This is a genomic window from Streptomyces sp. NBC_01255 (assembly GCF_036226445.1).
Taxonomy (GTDB): Bacteria; Actinomycetota; Actinomycetes; order Streptomycetales; family Streptomycetaceae; genus Streptomyces.
In genome coordinates, this window is sequence record NZ_CP108474.1 from 4,044,349 (window position 1) to 4,061,942 (window position 17,594).

Sequence of the window (17,594 nt, forward strand, 5' to 3'; positions counted from 1 at the left end):
CACGTCCTCGCAGGGACCGAGGAGGAACCGCGTGATGAGCGAGCGAACGAAGCACGACCGACCGATGGCAGGTGGCGCGGTATGAGCTCTCTGCTGCTCCTGACCAACGCCCTCCAGCCGTCGACCGAGGTGCTGCCCGCACTCGGCCTGCTGCTGCACAACGTCCGGGTGGCTCCGGCAGAGGGCCCGGCCCTCGTGGACACCCCCGGCGCGGACGTGATCCTCGTCGACGGCCGGCGCGACCTCCCGCAGGTCCGCTCGCTCTGTCAGCTGCTGCGCTCCACGGGGCCCGGCTGTCCGCTGATCCTCGTCGTCACGGAGGGCGGCCTCGCGGCCGTCACCGCCGACTGGGGCATCGACGACGTCCTCCTCGACACCGCGGGACCGGCCGAGGTCGAGGCGCGGCTGCGGCTCGCGATGGGCCGCCAGCAGATCGTCTCCGACGACTCCCCGATGGAGATCCGCAACGGCGACCTGTCGGTCGACGAGGCGACGTACAGCGCGAAACTCAAGGGCCGGGTCCTGGACCTGACCTTCAAGGAGTTCGAGCTCCTCAAGTACCTGGCCCAGCACCCGGGCCGGGTCTTCACGCGGGCCCAGCTCCTCCAGGAGGTGTGGGGGTACGACTACTTCGGCGGCACCCGTACGGTCGACGTCCACGTGCGGCGTCTGCGGGCGAAGCTCGGCCCCGAGCACGAGTCGCTGATCGGCACCGTGCGGAACGTCGGCTACCGCTTCGTCACCCCGGAGAAGGTCGAGCGAGCGGCCGAGGAGGCCCGGGCGAAGGACACCCGGACGGAGGAGGCCGCCCGCACCGCCCGTGTCAAGGAGGCCGACCGGGAGGTCACTCCGCTGGAGGACAGGAACGTGGCGGACGCCACAGTGCGACCTGCCGGTAGGTAGGTCACCCCGCGTAGACTGCCGCGCGTGGCCAAGGTGACGCGGGATGACGTAGCTCGACTGGCAGGTACTTCGACCGCGGTCGTGAGCTACGTCATCAACAACGGACCCCGGCCGGTCGCCCCGGCCACGCGCGAGCGTGTCCTCGCCGCCATCAAGGAGCTGGGCTACCGCCCCGACCGGGTGGCCCAGGCGATGGCGTCCCGGCGCACGGACCTCATAGGCATGATCGTCCCGGACGCCCGGCAGCCGTTCTTCGCGGAGATGGCCCACGCGGTCGAGCAGGCCGCCGCCGAGCGCGGAAAGATGGTGCTCGTCGGCAACTCCGACTACCGGACCGAGCGCGAGGTGCACTACCTGCGGGCCTTCCTCGGCATGCGGGTCTCCGGACTGATCCTGGTCAGCCAGGGCATGAGCGAGCAGGCCGCGAGCGAGATCGAGGCCTGGGACGCCCGCGTGGTGCTGCTGCACGAGCGCCCCGAGGCGATCGACGACGTGGCCGTCGTGACGGACGACATCGGCGGCGCCCAGCTCGCCACCCAGCACCTCCTGGAGCACGGCCACCCCTACGTGGCCTGCCTCGGCGGCGTCCCGAACACCCCGGCCGTCGGCGACCCGGTCGCCGACCACGTCGAGGGCTGGCGGCGCGCCATGGTGGAGGCGGGCCTCCCGACCGAGGGCCGGCTCTTCGAAGCCCCGTACAACCGCTACGACGCCTACCAGGTGGCCCTGAAGCTGCTCGCGGGCCCGGACAGGCCGCCGGCCATCTTCTGCTCCACCGACGACCAGGCCTTCGGTGTCCTGCGGGCCGCGCGCGAGCTGCGCATCGACGTGCCCTCGGGGCTGGCGGTCGCGGGCTTCGACGATGTGAAGGAGGCGGCGCTCACCGACCCGCCGCTGACCACGATCTCCTCGGACCGCCCGGCGATGGCCCGGGCCGCGGTGGACCTGGTCCTGGACGACAGCCTGCGCGTCGCGGGCTCGCGCCGCGAGCGGGTCAAGCTCTTCCCGTCGGGCCTGGTCGTCCGCCGCTCCTGCGGCTGCGGCGAGTAGGCCTTCACGCCGGTACGGGCACGCCGAGGCGTCCGTCGGTACCGTGCGACGGGACCCCCGCCCAGGGGGATCCTTATTTCGGGCATACAGGGTTCTGTCGGGCTTCTCAGCCGGTCCTCAGACGGCTCTCATGTACGGCTCCGAGAGTCAGAGCCATGACGGACTTCCAGGAGCAGCAGCCGCAGCAGCCGTACTACCCGCCGCAGCCCCCGAGGCCCCCGTACGCCCCGACGCAGCAGCAGGGTGACCGGCAGCCGTACGACGCCGCACAGCCGTACGAGGCGACCCGGCCGATCACCACCGAGCCGGGGACCACGATCTGGCCGTCCGGCGGGCACGGCGGGCACGTCCCGCCGTCCGGCGGGCACCTCCCGCCGCCGCCCCTGGATCCACCGGTCGCCGTCGCGGCGGACGGCGCACCGGGCGCCCGTCGCCGCGCCAAGCGCGGGGTCGGGCTCCTCGCGGCCGTGGCCATCGCGGCCGCGGCGGTCGGCGGCGGCGCGGCGACGCTCGTCCAGCAGCTCACCACCGACACCCCCGCCACCGCCTTCTCGGGCGTGACCGGCACGAACGTCTCCGCGAGCAGCGCGGGCACGGTCGCCGGTGTCGCCCAGGCCGTCTCCCCCTCCATCGTCGAGATCTCCGCGAGCTCGAACTCCGGCAAGTCCACCGGCTCGGGCGTGATCATCACCTCCGACGGCGAGATCGTCACCAACAACCACGTGATCTCCGGCGCCTCCCAGATCAGCGTGCAGCTCAGCGACGGCACGTCGTACCAGGCGGAGGTCGTCGGCACCGACCCCGACAAGGACCTGGCGCTGATCAAGCTCCAGGGCGCCTCCGGTCTGAAGGCCGCCACGCTCGGCGACTCGTCCAAGGTGAAGGTCGGCGAGGAGGTCGTGGCGATCGGCTCCCCCGAGGGCCTGACCGGCACGGTCACCAGCGGCATCGTCTCGGCGCTCGACCGGGACGTGACCGTCGCCAAGAACGATGACGGTGCCGGTGCCGGTGCCGGCTCCGGCCAGGAGCAGCAGCCGCAGTACGACCCGCGACAGGGCTGGCCGTTCGAGTTCGGCGGGCAGCAGTTCAACGGCGACACGGGCACGTCGAAGACGACGTACAAGGCGATCCAGACCGATGCCTCGCTCAACCCGGGTAATTCCGGCGGTGCGTTGATCAATATGAACGGCGAGATCATCGGAATCAATTCGGCCATGTATTCGCCCAGCTCTTCGAGCGGTTCCACGGCCGGAAGTGTCGGCCTCGGATTCGCCATTCCGGTCGACACGGTGAAGGCCGACCTCGACGGCCTCCGTTCCGGCGGCGACAACTGACCGGTGTCCGGAGTGCGTGCGAGGCTGGTGCCATGACTGGCCAGGTGAACGAAGGCGCCCGCGAGCGCATCCTGATCGTCGAGGACGAGCCCGCCGTGCGGGAGGCCCTGCGCCGCAGCCTCGCCTTCGAGGGGTACGACACGCAGGACGCCGTCGACGGGCTCGACGCGCTCGCCCGCATCGAGGCGTACGCCCCCGACCTCGTCGTCCTCGACGTCCAGATGCCCCGGATGGACGGGCTCACCGCGGCCCGGCGGATCAGGGCCTCCGGCTCGACCGTGCCGATCCTCATGCTGACCGCCCGCGACACCGTCGGCGACCGGGTCACCGGCCTCGACGCGGGCGCCGACGACTACCTCGTGAAGCCCTTCGAGCTGGACGAGCTCTTCGCCCGGATCCGGGCGCTGCTCCGGCGCAGCTCGTACGCCTCCGCCGCCGCGGCCCCGGCCGACGACGACGTGCTGTCGTTCGAGGACCTGCGGATGGACCTGGCGACGCGCGAGGTGACGCGGAGCGGGCGGACGGTGGAGCTGACCCGCACCGAGTACACGCTCCTGGAGATGTTCCTGGCGCACCCGCGGCAGGTGCTGACCCGCGAGCAGATCCTCAAGGCGGTGTGGGGCTTCGACTTCGAGCCGAGCTCGAACTCGCTCGACGTGTACGTGATGTACCTGCGGCGCAAGACGGAGGCGGGCGGCGAGCCGCGCCTCGTGCACACGGTGCGGGGCGTCGGCTATGTCCTGCGCGGAGGAGGCAGCGAGTGACCCGCTTCAGGCCCCTGGCCTGGTTCCGTTCGCGGCCGCTCCGGTCGCGGCTCGCGCTGCTCACCGCGTTCGCGGTGGCGGTCGCGGTCGCGGCGGTCTCGCTGGCCTGCTGGTTCGTGACACGGGCCCAGCTGGAGGCGGAGATGGACTCCTCCCTGCGCAGCAGCAGGCTGGACGGGGCCTCGGTGCAGAGCCTGCTCAACCTGTGCCGCCAGGACACGACGCCGCCTCCCCTGGGGGGCTCGTACACGGTGCAGGTGGTCCTCGCCAACGGCACCGTGTGCACCTCCGGCAAGGCCGCGCTCCCGGCCGGCCCCGCCGAACTCGCGGTGGCGCGCGGCCAGTTGTCGTACGCGCTGCACACGGTGAAGGACGACGACGGCCAGGAGATGCGGGTCTACACCTACCCGCAGGAGGGCCTGCCCGGGATCGCCGTCTCCCTCGCCCGCCCGCTCGCCGAGATCGACAACTCGATGTCCACGCTGCGCTGGGTGCTGCTCCTGGTCTCCGGAATCGGCGTCGTCGGCGCCGGCGCGGCGGGCCTGTGGGTGGCGCGCACCGGCCTCGAACCGGTGAACCGGCTGACCGGCGCCGTCGAGCACGTGGCCGCGACCGAGGACCTGACCGTCCGCATCCCGGTGGACGGCGAGGACGAGATCGCCCGCCTGTCGCGCTCCTTCAACGCGATGACGGCGGCGCTCGCGACCTCCCGCGACCGGCAGGCACAGCTGATCGCGGACGCCGGCCACGAACTCCGCACGCCCCTCACGTCGCTCCGGACGAACGTCGAGCTGCTCGCGCGGAGCGAGCAGACCGGCCGGGCGATCCCGCCGGACGACCGGCGGGCCCTGATGGCCTCGGTGAAGGCGCAGATGACGGAGCTCGCGGCGCTGATCGGCGACCTCCAGGAGCTGGCCCGCCCGGACACGGTGCGGCCGGGACCGCTGGAGGTCGTACCGCTGCACGGCATCCTCCGCTCGGCCCTGGACCGGGCCCGGCTGCGCGGCCCCGAGCTGACCTTCGTCACGGACCTCGCGCCCTGGTACGTACGGGCGGAACCGGCGGCGCTCGAGCGCGCCCTCGTCAACGTCCTGGACAACGCGGTGAAGTTCTCGCCGCCCCGGGGCACGGTCGAGGTGACCCTGATGCGGGGCGAGCTGACGGTCCGGGACCACGGCCCGGGCATTCCGCCGGACGAACTCCCGCACGTCTTCGACCGCTTCTGGCGCTCCCCGTCGGCCCGCAGCCTGCCGGGCTCGGGCCTGGGCCTCTCGATCGTCGCCCGTACGGTCCACCAGGCGGGCGGCTCGGCGAGCCTCGCCCCGGCCCCGGGCGGCGGCACGGTGGCAACCGTCCGCCTGCCGGGCGCGCCGACGCCACCGCCGGAACACTGACGGCCGGAAAAACCGAGCCGGATCAGTCTCCGGTGAAGCCCCAGAAGCACAGCTCCGCCGGACGGCCCTCGCCTCCGTAGACGATCGTGCAGCAGCCGGAGCCGCGGTCGAACGGAGGGAACCAGCCGTCTCCGGTCCGCTTCAGGGCCTGCTCGACGACCTCCCGCACGGGCTGCGCCGTGCCGAAGAGTTCCATGGCTTCCGCCGCTTCGACCACCCTCACGTCGCCGGGCTCCTCCATGGCCTCCTCGCAACGGACCACGCGCTCGACGTCGAGCACCGAATGCGCCGGCTCCTCCTCCAGCCGACCGCTCGCCATCAGCGCTGCCGGCGTCTCGATGCCTGCTTCCCGGTAGTACTCGGCGTCCTGGGCGAAGACCGCCTCGCGAAGATCGTCCAGCGCATCCTGCGCACTGTGCCGGAAAGGCGTGAAGTACGACCATCTGCTCGCTCCCATGCCGGGGAACCTTACCTACGGCCTGAGACAGGAGCCCTTGGCGAGGCACCGCGGCGTGATCGCCCGGACAGGTCCTAGTTGTGCCGGAGCAGGGCCTCGACGAGGCCTGACCGGGTGTTCGGGTAGTCCATGGGGACGATCCCGAGCCCGGTCGCGCCGGACGCGGCCGCGCTGTCGAGGTAGCCGTGGACGCGGGGGTTGAGTCGGTCGGCGTTCCAGCGGGGCGGGAGCGCGGCGGCGGTCGACACGTAGTTGACGTACAGCTTCCCGGGCTGGGCGACCGCCTTGCGGAAGTGGGCCTCGATCTTGGGGTACTTGCCGAACGGTTCGGCCATGTAATCGTCCTGGATGTCGAAGAGCGAGCCGTCGCCGTAGCGGACGCCCGGCAGCCCTCCGTTGTCGGCGAGCAGGACGACACGGCCGCGGGCCTCGCCGAGGAGCGGCAGGCCGGCGCCGATCCGGAAGAGGGAGCGCCAGCCGCGTGCGTCGAGGTAGTCGTCGAAGACCGCGCGGAAGGTGGCGTCGGACTCCTCCGAGTACTCCTGCTTGACCCGCATGAGGACGGTCTCGGAGGGGTGGGCGGCGAGGAAGGCCCGGCAGGCGACGAGGACGTCCCCGAACATCATGTTCTGGTACGAGGCGCCGTGGTGGATCGCGAAGGACCCGCCGGTCACCCGGCACCGGATGTCCAGGAACCGGATCCCGCTGTCCAGCTGCTGGGCGATGGTGCTGTTCTGGCATTCGGTCCAGGGGCCGCCGTACCGGGCCCCGGAGTCGTGCGTTCCGGGGATGGTCAGCTGCCGCAGGGCCGTACCGTCCCCGTGCGCCGCCATCCAGGCCCGTACGTCCACGGCGGAGGCGGTGGGCGCCCCGAGCATCACTCCGGCCCCGGCTGCGAGGGCCCCCACGAGAAAGCGTCGTCGCTGCATGGACCGGATGATGTCAGGGTCACGACAAACACACCAGAGGTCTTCCGGACGTACGCGAAAAGGGGCGGCGGCCCGTCGGAACGGTCCGCCGCCCCCTAGCTCAGGGGCCCGGAAAAGGACTGCTCAGAGCTACTTGACGACCGTGATGCGGTCCGTCGCCGGCGGAGCCAGCGGCGCGGTGGCCGAGGAGTGCGCCCCCAGGTAGGCGGTGAACATGTCCAGGTCGGACGCGCCGACCAGCTTGTTCTTGTGCTCCTTCAGGACAGCGAAGCCGTCGCCGCCACCGGACAGGAACTCGTTCATCGCGACCCGGTAGGTCTTCGCCGGGTCGATCGCCTCACCGTTGAGCCGCACCGAGTCGACCACGATCCGGTCGGCGCCGGCCTTGGTCATGTCCAGGGTGTAGGTGAAGTTCTTCGACACCTGGAGGATCTTCGGGGCACCCAGGTTGAGGCCGCTGACCTGCTGCTGGAGCGTGGTGACGAGCTGGGCGCCGGTCAGGTCGACCGCCGTCATCATGTTGGTGAACGGCTGGACGGTGTACGCCTCGCCGTAGGTCACGACCCCGTCGCCCTCGGCGCCGGCGGCCTTGTGGGTCAGCGGCGCGCGGACGCCGCCCGGGTTCATCAGGGCGAGCTGCGCACCGCCCTTGTCCGCCGGGGCCATGCCCTCCAGCTGCGCGTCCGCGATCAGGTTGCCCAGCGGCTTCTCGTACACCGTCGGGTCGAGGGGGTTCTCGATGTCGGCGGAGATGTGACCGACGGGACGGCCGGCGATCGGCGCGGCCAGGTCCTTCCAGCGCTTGATCAGCTTGCTCATGTCGCCGGCCGGCTTCACGTCACGGGTGACGACGTGGTTCGCGGAGGCGACGGCGGTGCGGACGATGTCCTTCGTACGACGGTCGTAGGTGAGCGTCGTGTCGGTGTAGAGCCGGCCGAAGGAGGCCGCCGAGGTGACCGTGCGCGGCTTGCCCGCCGGGTCCGCGATGGTGCACGCGTACGCCTGGTGGGTGTGGCCGGTGACCAGGGCGTCGACCTGCGGGCTGACGTTCTTGGCGATGTCGACGATCGGGCCGGATATGCCGTTGCCGGGACCCGGGCTGTCACAGTCGTAGTTGTACGCGCCCGAGGCAGGCAGGCCGCCCTCGTGGAGCAGGGCGACGATCGACTTCACGCCCTTGCGCTCCAGCACCTTGGCGTACTTGTTGATCGTCTCGACCTCGTCGCCGAACTTCAGGCCCTTGATGCCCTCGGCGGACACGATGTTCGCCGTGCCTTCGAGGGTGACGCCGATGAAGCCGATCTTGACGCCGTCGCGCTCCCAGACGAAGTACGGGTCGAGCAGCGGCTTGCCGCTCTTCTCGTCCGTCACGTTGGCCGCGAGGTAGGGGAAGTCCGCCCCCTTGAAGGTCTTGCCCTCTTCGAAGCAGCCCTCGGTCGGGTGACAGCCGCCGTTCTGCATGCGGGCCAGCTCGCGCGCGCCCTCGTCGAACTCGTGGTTGCCGACCGAGCTCACGTCGAGCTTCAGCTTGTTCAGCGCCTCGATGGTCGGCTCGTCGTGGAACAGGCCGGAGACCAGCGGCGAGGCGCCGATCATGTCGCCCGCGGCGGCGGTGACGGAGTACCGGTTGCCCTGGCGGGCCTGCCGCAGGTGCGTGGCCAGGTACTCGACGCCGCCGACGTCGTTGATGGTTTCGGTCGTGCCGTCCTCTTTGAGGTGGGTGAGCCGGCCCGACGAGCCGGTCGGCGGCTCCAGGTTGCCGTGGAGGTCGTTGAAGGACAGCAGCTGGACGTCGACCATCCGGCCCCATCCCTTGCCGTTCCCGTAACCGCTCCCGGCGGCGAACGCGTCCCCGGCGGCCCCCGCCGACGACGGCATCGCGGCGAAAAGCGCCCCGACGGTCGCGAGTCCCGCACCGGCGGCCAGAATCCGCCGCCCGGTCTTGTTCTTCCGCTTCTTCCCCGGTGTCGCTGCCATCTCTCCCCTTGCACCCTTTTGCGGCGTTGATCTACGCACCCGTCTGCCGGTGCAGCCTAGAGTCAACGCGCGTAGCGCAACAGGGGGTAGCGGGTTACAAGACAGTTGCCGCCGCCTTTCCCCGGGGCGGCGGTACGTCACCGTAGGCTCGTACCCATGACTTCCGACGCGGCGCCGGCCATCGAACCGGGACGGCAGATCCACACGTATGACGAGCTCTCCCCCGAGCAGGTCCAGGACGTACTGGAGCTCCTCGAGGCCGCCGACCAGGCCGACGGGCTGCACGCCGTGTCCGAGCAGGGGCGGCTCTACCTGCGGCACGGCCGCCGCGAGGGCGTGCGCCACTTCCTGCTCACCGTCGGCCCGCACCTCTACGGCTACGCGCAGCTGGAGGAGACCGACCCGATCGAGGCCCCGGCCGCCGAGCTCGTCGTCCACCCGAGCCACCGCGGCCGCGGTCACGGCCGGGCTCTCGGCACGGCCCTGCTCGCCGCCTCCGGCAAGCGGCTGCGCGTCTGGGCGCACGGCGGCAAGTCGGCGGCCCGGCACCTCGCGCAGGTCCTCGGCCTGACCCTGTTCCGTGAACTCCGCCAGCTGCGCCGGTCCCTGACGCCGCTGGACATCCCGGAGCCGGTCCTGCCCGAGGGCGTCACCGTCCGAACATTCGTCCCCGGCCAGGACGACACCGCCTGGCTCGCCGTCAACGCGACCGCCTTCGCGCACCACCCCGAGCAGGGCTCGCTCACCCAGCGGGACCTGGACGACCGGATGGCCGAGCCGTGGTTCGACCCGAAGGGCTTCTTCCTCGCGGAGAGGGACGGGAAGCTGATCGGCTACCACTGGACGAAGACGCACGCCGAGCAGCAGCTCGGCGAGGTGTACGTGGTGGGCATCCTGCCCGAGGCGCAGGGTGGCGGCCTCGGCAAGGCGCTGACGGCGATCGGCCTGCGGCACCTGGCGGCGCAGGGGCTGCCGACGGCGATGCTGTACGTGGACGCGGACAACACGGCGGCGGTGACGGTCTACGAGCGGCTCGGCTTCGCGACGCACGAGGTGGACCTGATGTACCGCACGGAGTCGTGAGGCGCCCGAGGACTCCGTAACGCCTGTTGCACAGGGGGCGGTTGACACCGCCCCCTTCTTTGCACCACCCTTTCACTACTTGATTAGTGAAAGGGTGGTGGAAGCGATCGTGGTCGAGTACCGCATCGACCGGCGCAGTGGCGTCGCCACCTACCTCCAGATCGTCCAGCAGACGAAACAGGCCCTCCGGATGGGCCTCCTGGAGCCCGGCGACCGACTGCCCACCGCACGCGAGGTCGTCGAAGCGACGGCCATCAATCCGAACACGGTCCTCAAGGCCTACCGCGAGCTCGAACGCGAAGGCCTCGTCGAGGCCCGCCGAGGCCTCGGCACCTTCGTCCGAGCCACGCTCGGCACCGGCCCCGCCGACTCGCCCCTCCGCGGCGAACTCACCGCCTGGGCCCGCCGCGCCCGCGCCGCCGGCATGGACCGCGAGGACGTGTCCGCGCTCTTCACATCCGTACTGAAGGAACACTTCGAGGGGGACGACGCATGACGAGAGACGGCATCGCGCTGGAGGCCGATCTCCTGGGCAAGACATACGGAGGGAGAGGCCGCGGCTGGGCCCTGCGGGAGTGCGACTTCGCCCTCCCCGCCGGCAGGATCTGCGCCCTCGTCGGCCCCAACGGCGCCGGCAAGTCCACCCTCCTCGCCCTCGCCGCCGGGCTCCTCCGCCCCACCGAGGGCACGATCCAGGCCCCGGCCCGCGAACACCTCGCGTACGTCGCCCAGGACAAGCCGCTCCACCCCCGGCTCTCCGTCGCCGACACCCTGCGCATGGGCCGCGAGCTCAACCCGGGCCGCTGGGACGAGACCGCCGCGCAGCGCGTGATCGCCGACGAACTCGACCCGCGCGCCCTCGTACGCGACCTCTCCGGCGGCCAGCGCACCCGCGTCGCCCTCGCGCTCGCCCTCGGCAAGCGCGCCGAACTGCTACTCCTCGACGAGCCGATGGCCGACCTCGACCCGCTCGCCCGCCACCAGCTGATGGGCCTGCTCATGGCCGACGCCGCCGAACACGGCACGACCGTCGTCATGTCCTCGCACATCCTCACCGAGCTGGAGGGCGCCTGCGACCACCTCCTCCTGCTCCACGGCGGCCGGATCCGCCTCGACGGATCCGTGGACGAACTCCTCGCCGCCCACACCCTGCTCACGGGCCCGGTCGCCGACCTCGCCCCGCACACGGTCGTCGAGTCCCGCACGACGGGCCGTCAACTCACGGCCCTGATCCGCCACGAGGGCCCGGTCGAAGGCCCCTGGGAAACCCAGGAACCCTCCCTGGAGGACCTCCTCCTCGCCCACCTCCGCGTCACCCCCGAAGGAGCCAAGGCATGAGCACCCTCGCCCTGAAGGGCCCCTACTGGGTGACGGTCCGCCAGTACCGACGGACGCTGTGGCTGGCGGGGGCGGGAGTCCTGCTGAGTCTCGTGGGCATGTCCTGGCTTCGTTATTGGGACGGCCGGACCGTCGGTACCGATCGGGACACCGGCCACTCCCTCCTCCGCATCGCCGTGGAGTGGGCCGAGGGCGGCATGATCCTCGTACCCTTCCTCGTCGGAGCATTCGTCGCCGGCCCGATGGTGGCGCGCGAGCTGGAATCGGGCACGTACAAGCTCGCCCTCACCCAGTCCGTCTCCCCCGCACGCTGGCTCGGCGCGAAGCTCGCGGTCGCCGGTGCCGTGACCGTCGTCGGCACGATCACACTGATCGGCGCCTATCGGCTCGGCTGGGCGAACCTCGGCGACACCTTGTCCTTCCTCTGGTACGAACCGGGGACGTACGTGTCCACCGGACCCGTCTTCGTCGCGCAGGCGCTGTTCGCCCTCGCCCTCGGCTCCCTGATCGGCCAACTGGTCCGCCGCACCGTGACGGCCATGGCCCTCACCGGCCTCGTCACCGGCCTCGTCCTCCTCGTCGTCGGCCAGCTCCGCTGGTCGCTGATGCCGGTGAAGACGCTGACCGGGCCGCTCACGGAAGGCGTCTCCGCTGCCCTGCCCTTCACCTCCCACGAGACCGACTCAGGTCTCGTCACGACCAGCGGGGAACGGCTCCCCCTGCACGCCTGCTTCGAACGGACCGAGCAGTGGGGCGTCTGCCCGGCCGACATGAACGTCGCCGGCCAGTACTGGGACTATCACCCGGTCTCCCACTACTGGCCCATCCAGCTCATCGAGACCGGCATCCTCCTCGCGCTCGCCGCCCTCGCGCTGTACGCCGCCTTCCGCGTCCTGCGCGCCCGACACGCGTAGACCCCGCACGCCGCAGACCGGGGGCGGGGCCCGCACACGGCCCCGCACACGGCCCCGCCCCCGATCAGCCCCCGATTCCCGAACGACATGTCGTCGTTACCGGCCATTCAGACGCGCTTGCGACGCTCACGCAATGAAGCGCTCCGTGACCACGCCCGGCAGGGCGGTCCTCCCCAAAGGGAGACTTCCCTCCCCCACGGCCCGCTCCGACGCGCCCGATGACCTCTTCGCGCGGAAGAATGGGGCCATGAGCAAGCAGCCCGCCGAGGTCCCGGTCCAGTCCTCCGCCACGCCGTCCGCCCAGACCTCCTCGCAGACGTCCGCAAACGCGTCCGCGAAGACGTCCGCCTCGTCGTCCCTCGGGTCCATAGCCGCACACCGCCCGCTCGGCGGCGCGAACGCGGTCGACGCGACCGAAGCGGCCGACGTGGCCACCGTCGCCGGCATGGACGCCGATCCCGACTCGTACGTCGCCGACGCCACCCTCGGTGACGAGCTGCCGCAGGGACGCTTCCTCGACCGGGAACGCAGCTGGCTCGCGTTCAACGAACGCGTCCTCGAACTCGCCGAGGACCCGACCACCCCCCTCCTCGAACGGGCGAACTTCCTCGCGATCTTCGCCTCGAACCTCGACGAGTTCTTCATGGTCCGGGTCGCCGGCCTCAAGCGCCGCATCGCCACCGGCGTCGCCACCCGCTCCGCCTCCGGCCTCCAGCCCCGCGAGGTCCTCGAACTCATCTGGACCCGCTCCCGCGAGCTCATGGCCCGGCACGCCGCCTGCTACCAGCAGGACGTGGCACCCGCCCTCGCCGACGAGGGCATCCACCTGATCCGCTGGCCCGAACTCACGGAGAAGGAGCAGGCGCGGCTCTTCACCCTGTTCCGGCAGCAGATCTTCCCGGTCCTCACCCCGCTGGCCGTGGACCCCGCGCACCCCTTCCCGTACATCTCCGGCCTGAGCCTCAACCTCGCCGTGGTCGTACGCAATCCGGTCAGCGGCCACCGCCACTTCGCGCGCGTGAAGGTCCCTCCGCTGCTCTCCCGCTTCCTCGAAGCCTCCCCGCAGCGCTACGTCCCCCTTGAGGACGTCATCGCGGCGCACCTGGAGGAGCTGTTCCCCGGCATGGAGGTGCTCGCGCACCACATGTTCCGGGTCACGAGGAACGAGGACCTGGAGGTCGAGGAGGACGACGCCGAGAACCTGCTCCAGGCCCTGGAGAAGGAGCTCATGCGGCGCCGCTTCGGCCCGCCGGTCCGCCTGGAGGTCGAGGAGTCCATCGACCCGTACGTCCTCGACCTCCTCGTGCGCGAGCTGAAGGTCTCCGACGCCGAGGTGTACCCGCTGCCCGGCCCCCTCGACCTGACCGGTCTGTTCGGGATCGCCGGGCAGGACCGTCCGGAGCTGAAGTTCCCGAAGTTCGTCGCGGGCACGCACCGGGACCTGGCCGAGGTCGAGTCGGCGTCCGCGCCGGACATCTTCGCCGCGCTGCGCGAACGGGATGTGCTGCTGCACCACCCGTACGACTCGTTCTCCACCTCCGTCCAGGCCTTCCTGGAACAGGCGGCGGCCGACCCGGACGTCCTCGCGATCAAGCAGACGCTGTACCGGACGTCCGGCGACTCCCCGATAGTCGACGCCCTCATCGACGCCGCCGAGTCCGGCAAGCAGGTCCTCGTCCTCGTCGAGATCAAGGCCCGCTTCGACGAGCAGGCCAACATCAAGTGGGCGCGCAAGCTGGAGGAGGCCGGCTGCCACGTCGTCTACGGCCTCGTCGGCCTGAAGACGCACTGCAAGCTGTCGCTGGTCGTCCGCCAGGAGGGCGAGCTCCTCCGCCGGTACTCGCACGTCGGCACCGGCAACTACCACCCCAAGACGGCCCGGCTCTACGAGGACCTCGGCCTCCTCACCGCCGACCCCCAGGTCGGCGCGGACCTGTCCGACCTGTTCAACCGGCTCTCCGGCTACTCGCGCCGCGAGACGTACCGGCGCCTGCTCACGGCGCCGAAGTCGCTGCGCGACGGGCTGGTCTCCCGGATCACCAAGGAGATCGCCCACCACCGCGCCGGCCGGCCCGCGTACGTGCGGATCAAGGTCAACTCGATGGTCGACGAGGCGATCATCGACGCCTGCTACCAGGCCTCCCGGGCCGGCGTCCCGGTCGACATCTGGGTCCGCGGCATCTGCGCCGTACGCCCCGGCGTCACCGGCCTCTCGGAGAACATCCGGGTCCGTTCGATCCTCGGCCGCTTCCTGGAGCACTCCCGGGTCTTCGCCTTCGGCAACGGCGGCGAACCCGAGGTCTGGTTCGGCAGCGCCGACATGATGCACCGCAACCTGGACCGCCGGATCGAGGCCCTCGTACGGGTCTCGGACCCGGCCCACCGGGCTGCGCTGACCCGGCTCCTGGAGACCGGGATGTCCGACACCACCTCCTCCTGGCACCTCGGCCCCGACGGGAACTGGACGCGGCACGCGACCGACCCCGAGGGCCGGCCGCTGCGGCACGTCCAGGAGATGCTCATCGACGCGCGGAGGCGCCGGCGTGCACAACCTTGACCCCCTGCGGGACGTCACGGCGGGGGAGGTCGTGGCCCCCTATCTCCACGCCCGGGCCGCGGACTTCCTCCGCGGCCTGCGGATCCACGGCGAGAGCGGCTCGGACTCGGCCGGTACGGACGAGGCGGCCCGTACGCTGCGGGCCGCCGCCCGGCGGATCAGCGGCACCCTCCACACCTTCCGGCCGCTCCTCGAACCCGCCTGGGCCGACCAGCTGCGGACCGAGCTGGCCTGGCTCTCCGGGACCCTGGCCCTGGAGCAGGCCTGTACGTCCCGGCTCGTCCGGCTGGTGGACGCGCTGTCCCGCCTGTCGAGCAGCGGCGGCCCGGTGCCGGCCGCCCGCGGCGGCGAAGGCCCGAGGACGGGCGCGAGTACGGGTGCCGGCGCGGGTACGGGCGCCGGTACGGGCGCCGGTGCGGGGCTCACCGTGGGTGCCGCCCGGGCCGGCGCCCTCCTCGAACGCCAGCTGACCCTGGCCCGGACACGCGCCCACTCGGCCGCCCTCCAGGCCCTCGGCTCCGCCCGCTTCCACGCGGTCGCCGACGCCGTCGCCCTCCTCGCCTCCGACGTACCGCTCGGCCCCGCCGGCGGAGCCCCCGCCATGGAGGTCGTCGACGCGCCCGCCGCGGTCGCCGAGCGGCGCCTCCTCGAATCGGTGGCCGCGCTCCCCCTGACCCGGGCGGCCCACCCGTACAACGCCGACGCCCTGGCCCTCGCCGCCGGGGAGGCCCAGGACGCGCCCTGGCACCGGACCCGGCACCTGCTGCGCCTCCACCGGTACGCCTCCGAGGTCCTGCACACCGGCGGCGAGCCCGACCCCGTCCTCTACGAGTCCGCCCGCGCCCTGGACCGGCACCGCGACGCCGCCGAGGCCGCGGCGGCCGCCGCCGCGGCGGCCCGCACCCCCCGGATCGCCCCGGCGACGGCGTACGCCCTCGGCGTCCTCCACGCCGACCAGCGCCACGAGGTCGAGGCGGCCCGCTTCGCCTTCCAGCACGCCTGGCGAAGAGCGACGGCCCCGGTCCCGTGACCACCCCACCCCTCCAGGAACCCATCCGCGCCGCCGGGTGCGTCCTCTGGCGCCCGGCACTTTCCGGCCACGGCATCGAGCTGGCCTTGATCCACAGACCGAAGTACGACGATTGGTCGCACCCGAAGGGCAAGCGGAAGCGCGGGGAGAGCGCCGAGGCCTGCGCGCTGCGCGAGGTCCTGGAGGAGACGGGTCGGCGCTGCGCGCTCGGCCCCCGCCTGCCCACGGCCCGCTACACCGTGGACGGCCGCCCCAAGGAGGTCGTCTACTGGGCGGCCCGCGCCCTCGACGGCGCCTTCGCGCCGTCCCGTGAGGTCGACCGCCTCGTCTGGCTGCCGCCCGGCGAGGCCCGCGCCCGCCTCACCCAGCCCCGGGACCGCGAGCTCCTGGACGCCGCCGTGGCGACCTCACGCCACTGAGGCCCCGTCCGACGTAACCGCACCCGGCCTTACGGCACGGTTCACTTTCCGTTCACTCTCTTCCGTCGGTCGCTTCACCTGTTCTGCCTAATTTCGGACTCACACGGTGCACGAAGCGCAACAGTGCACCACCACCCGACACACGCCGCCGTAGAACGATCAGGACACTGGGTCCGCGGCAAGGCGGCTTCTGGAAGGAACACCCGAAAGTGAAGCTTTCGCGCAAGAACGGGCTTCGCGCCTCCGCGATCGGTGCCCTCGTCGTCTCCGGCGCCCTGGTCCTCTCGGCGTGTGGCTCGGACGACAACACGGAGACCCCGGCGAAGGAAGGCGGCAAGACGACGACCTCCGCCGCCGCGTCGAACATCGCGTGCGAGGGTGCCAAGGGCAAGCTGCTCGCCGCCGGCTCCAGCGCACAGCGCAACGCGATGGACCTGTGGGTCAAGAACTTCCAGGCCGCCTGTGAGGGCGTCGAGATCAACTACCAGGGCATCGGCTCCGGTGGCGGCATCACCAAGTTCAACCAGGGCCAGGTCGCCTTCGCGGGCTCCGACTCCGCCCTGAAGGACGAGGAAGTCGCCGAGTCGCAGAAGATCTGCAAGGGCGGCAAGGGCATCAACCTGCCCATGGTCGGTGGCCCCATCGCCATCGCCTACAAGCTGGACGGCGTGGACAACCTCGTCCTGGACGCCTCCACCATCGCCAAGATCTTCGACAACAAGATCACCAAGTGGAACGACCCGGCGATCGCCAAGCTGAACCCGGGCGCCAAGCTGCCCGACAGCACGATCCAGGCCTTCCACCGCTCGGACGAGTCGGGCACCACCCAGAACCTGGGCAAGTACCTCTCCACCGCCGCCCCGGCCGACTGGAAGCACGACCCGAAGTCGAAGTCGTGGCCCGCCCAGGGCGGCCAGGCCGCCAACGGCTCCTCCGGTGTCGCCACCGCGGTCAAGGACACCGAGGGTTCCATCAGCTACATGGAGCTCTCCTACGCCACCGCGAACAAGTCCTCCACGGTCAGCATCGACACCGGTGCCGCCACCCCGGTCGCCGCCTCCTCGGAGAACGCGTCCAAGGCCATCGCCGCCGCCAAGGTCAAGGGCACGGGCAACGACGTCGCCCTCTCCCTCGACTACAAGACCAAGGCCGAGGGCGCCTACCCGATCGTCCTCGTCACGTACGAGATCGCCTGCGACAAGGGCAACAAGGCGGAGACCCTGCCGACCCTGAAGGCGTTCCTCAACTACACCGTGAGCGAGGAGGGCCAGAAGGTCCTCGCCGACGCCGGCTACGCCCCGCTCCCGGCCGAGATCGCGGCCAAGGTCCGCGCGATCGTCCCCACCCTGTCCTGACCCCCGGCCGGGTCCGGCCCCTCCCCTAGGGGGGCCGGACCCGGCATCCGGTGCACCGCCGCCAGGAGCCCGCACACCCGTACGGGCACC

General features: G+C 71.5%; 16 protein-coding genes. 13 read left to right on the top strand and 3 right to left on the bottom strand.

The window, feature by feature from the left end; genetic code table 11:
• Window positions 1–81 precede the first annotated feature (81 nt).
• The 5 genes from OG357_RS17915 to OG357_RS17935 all read left to right on the top strand — a co-directional run bounded on the left by OG357_RS17915 (window position 82) and on the right by OG357_RS17935 (window position 5,445).
• Window positions 82–903, top strand: a complete 822-nt coding sequence (locus OG357_RS17915; RefSeq protein WP_329622114.1) for a response regulator transcription factor — start codon at window positions 82–84, stop codon at window positions 901–903.
• Between the two features lie 24 nt (window positions 904–927).
• Window positions 928–1,953 (top strand): LacI family DNA-binding transcriptional regulator, encoded by a 1,026-nt coding sequence (locus OG357_RS17920; RefSeq protein WP_329622115.1) that lies wholly within the window; start codon window positions 928–930, stop codon window positions 1,951–1,953.
• A gap of 155 nt (window positions 1,954–2,108) precedes the next feature.
• On the top strand, window positions 2,109–3,287 hold the full coding sequence (locus OG357_RS17925; RefSeq protein ID WP_329622116.1) for a S1C family serine protease: 1,179 nt from the start codon (window positions 2,109–2,111) through the stop codon (window positions 3,285–3,287).
• 32 nt (window positions 3,288–3,319) lie between these two features.
• On the top strand, window positions 3,320–4,051 hold the full coding sequence (locus OG357_RS17930; protein ID WP_329622117.1) for a response regulator transcription factor: 732 nt from the start codon (window positions 3,320–3,322) through the stop codon (window positions 4,049–4,051).
• A complete protein-coding gene (locus OG357_RS17935) occupies window positions 4,048–5,445 on the top strand; it encodes a sensor histidine kinase (protein WP_329622118.1) in 1,398 nt (465 codons plus the stop codon). The genes OG357_RS17930 and OG357_RS17935 overlap by 4 nt, the downstream gene beginning before the upstream one ends.
• Before the next feature lie 22 nt (window positions 5,446–5,467).
• On the opposite strand, the gene OG357_RS17940 is transcribed toward OG357_RS17935, so the two are convergent.
• The 3 genes from OG357_RS17940 to OG357_RS17950 form a co-directional block, all read right to left on the bottom strand.
• A complete protein-coding gene (locus tag OG357_RS17940) occupies window positions 5,468–5,902 on the bottom strand; it encodes a hypothetical protein (RefSeq protein WP_329622119.1) in 435 nt (144 codons plus the stop codon).
• A gap of 74 nt (window positions 5,903–5,976) precedes the next feature.
• Window positions 5,977–6,831, bottom strand: a complete 855-nt coding sequence (locus OG357_RS17945) for a phosphatidylinositol-specific phospholipase C (RefSeq protein WP_329622120.1) — start codon at window positions 6,829–6,831, stop codon at window positions 5,977–5,979.
• A gap of 129 nt (window positions 6,832–6,960) precedes the next feature.
• Window positions 6,961–8,808 (bottom strand): bifunctional metallophosphatase/5'-nucleotidase, encoded by a 1,848-nt coding sequence (locus OG357_RS17950; RefSeq protein ID WP_329622121.1) that lies wholly within the window; start codon window positions 8,806–8,808, stop codon window positions 6,961–6,963.
• A 156-nt stretch (window positions 8,809–8,964) separates the two neighbouring features.
• On the opposite strand from OG357_RS17950, the gene mshD reads away from it, so the two are divergent.
• From mshD to pstS, 8 genes are all read left to right on the top strand, one after another.
• Window positions 8,965–9,891 (top strand): mycothiol synthase, encoded by a 927-nt coding sequence (gene mshD, locus OG357_RS17955; protein ID WP_329622122.1) that lies wholly within the window; start codon window positions 8,965–8,967, stop codon window positions 9,889–9,891.
• 109 nt (window positions 9,892–10,000) lie between these two features.
• Window positions 10,001–10,387, top strand: a complete 387-nt coding sequence (locus tag OG357_RS17960) for a GntR family transcriptional regulator (protein WP_443066811.1) — start codon at window positions 10,001–10,003, stop codon at window positions 10,385–10,387.
• A complete protein-coding gene (locus tag OG357_RS17965; RefSeq protein WP_329622124.1) occupies window positions 10,384–11,229 on the top strand; it encodes an ABC transporter ATP-binding protein in 846 nt (281 codons plus the stop codon). The genes OG357_RS17960 and OG357_RS17965 overlap by 4 nt, the downstream gene beginning before the upstream one ends.
• On the top strand, window positions 11,226–12,143 hold the full coding sequence (locus OG357_RS17970) for an ABC transporter permease (protein WP_329622125.1): 918 nt from the start codon (window positions 11,226–11,228) through the stop codon (window positions 12,141–12,143). The genes OG357_RS17965 and OG357_RS17970 overlap by 4 nt, the downstream gene beginning before the upstream one ends.
• 247 nt (window positions 12,144–12,390) lie before the next feature.
• Window positions 12,391–14,700, top strand: coding sequence for an RNA degradosome polyphosphate kinase (locus OG357_RS17975; RefSeq protein ID WP_329622126.1), 2,310 nt, complete (start codon window positions 12,391–12,393; stop codon window positions 14,698–14,700).
• On the top strand, window positions 14,687–15,730 hold the full coding sequence (locus OG357_RS17980) for a CHAD domain-containing protein (protein WP_329622127.1): 1,044 nt from the start codon (window positions 14,687–14,689) through the stop codon (window positions 15,728–15,730). The genes OG357_RS17975 and OG357_RS17980 overlap by 14 nt, the downstream gene beginning before the upstream one ends.
• Window positions 15,727–16,149: an NUDIX hydrolase gene (locus OG357_RS17985; RefSeq protein WP_329622128.1), complete on the top strand. Its 423-nt coding sequence runs from the start codon at window positions 15,727–15,729 to the stop codon at window positions 16,147–16,149. Before OG357_RS17980 ends, OG357_RS17985 begins: the two co-directional genes overlap by 4 nt.
• 209 nt (window positions 16,150–16,358) lie before the next feature.
• A complete protein-coding gene (gene pstS / locus OG357_RS17990; RefSeq protein WP_329622129.1) occupies window positions 16,359–17,504 on the top strand; it encodes a phosphate ABC transporter substrate-binding protein PstS in 1,146 nt (381 codons plus the stop codon).
• Window positions 17,505–17,594: the final 90 nt, after the last annotated feature.

What these genes read in the sequence shown, in the direction of transcription:
- OG357_RS17915 (WP_329622114.1), top strand. Translation starts at nt 82, where the DNA reads ATGAGCTCTCTGCTGCTCCTGACCAACGCCCTCCAGCCGTCGACCGAG.
- OG357_RS17925 (WP_329622116.1), top strand. Translation starts at nt 2,109, where the DNA reads ATGACGGACTTCCAGGAGCAGCAGCCGCAGCAGCCGTACTACCCGCCG.
- OG357_RS17930 (WP_329622117.1), top strand. Translation starts at nt 3,320, where the DNA reads ATGACTGGCCAGGTGAACGAAGGCGCCCGCGAGCGCATCCTGATCGTC.
- OG357_RS17940 (WP_329622119.1), bottom strand. Translation starts at nt 5,902, where the DNA reads ATGGGAGCGAGCAGATGGTCGTACTTCACGCCTTTCCGGCACAGTGCG.
- OG357_RS17945 (WP_329622120.1), bottom strand. Translation starts at nt 6,831, where the DNA reads ATGCAGCGACGACGCTTTCTCGTGGGGGCCCTCGCAGCCGGGGCCGGA.
- OG357_RS17950 (WP_329622121.1), bottom strand. Translation starts at nt 8,808, where the DNA reads ATGGCAGCGACACCGGGGAAGAAGCGGAAGAACAAGACCGGGCGGCGG.
- mshD (WP_329622122.1), top strand. Translation starts at nt 8,965, where the DNA reads ATGACTTCCGACGCGGCGCCGGCCATCGAACCGGGACGGCAGATCCAC.
- OG357_RS17965 (WP_329622124.1), top strand. Translation starts at nt 10,384, where the DNA reads ATGACGAGAGACGGCATCGCGCTGGAGGCCGATCTCCTGGGCAAGACA.
- OG357_RS17970 (WP_329622125.1), top strand. Translation starts at nt 11,226, where the DNA reads ATGAGCACCCTCGCCCTGAAGGGCCCCTACTGGGTGACGGTCCGCCAG.
- OG357_RS17975 (WP_329622126.1), top strand. Translation starts at nt 12,391, where the DNA reads ATGAGCAAGCAGCCCGCCGAGGTCCCGGTCCAGTCCTCCGCCACGCCG.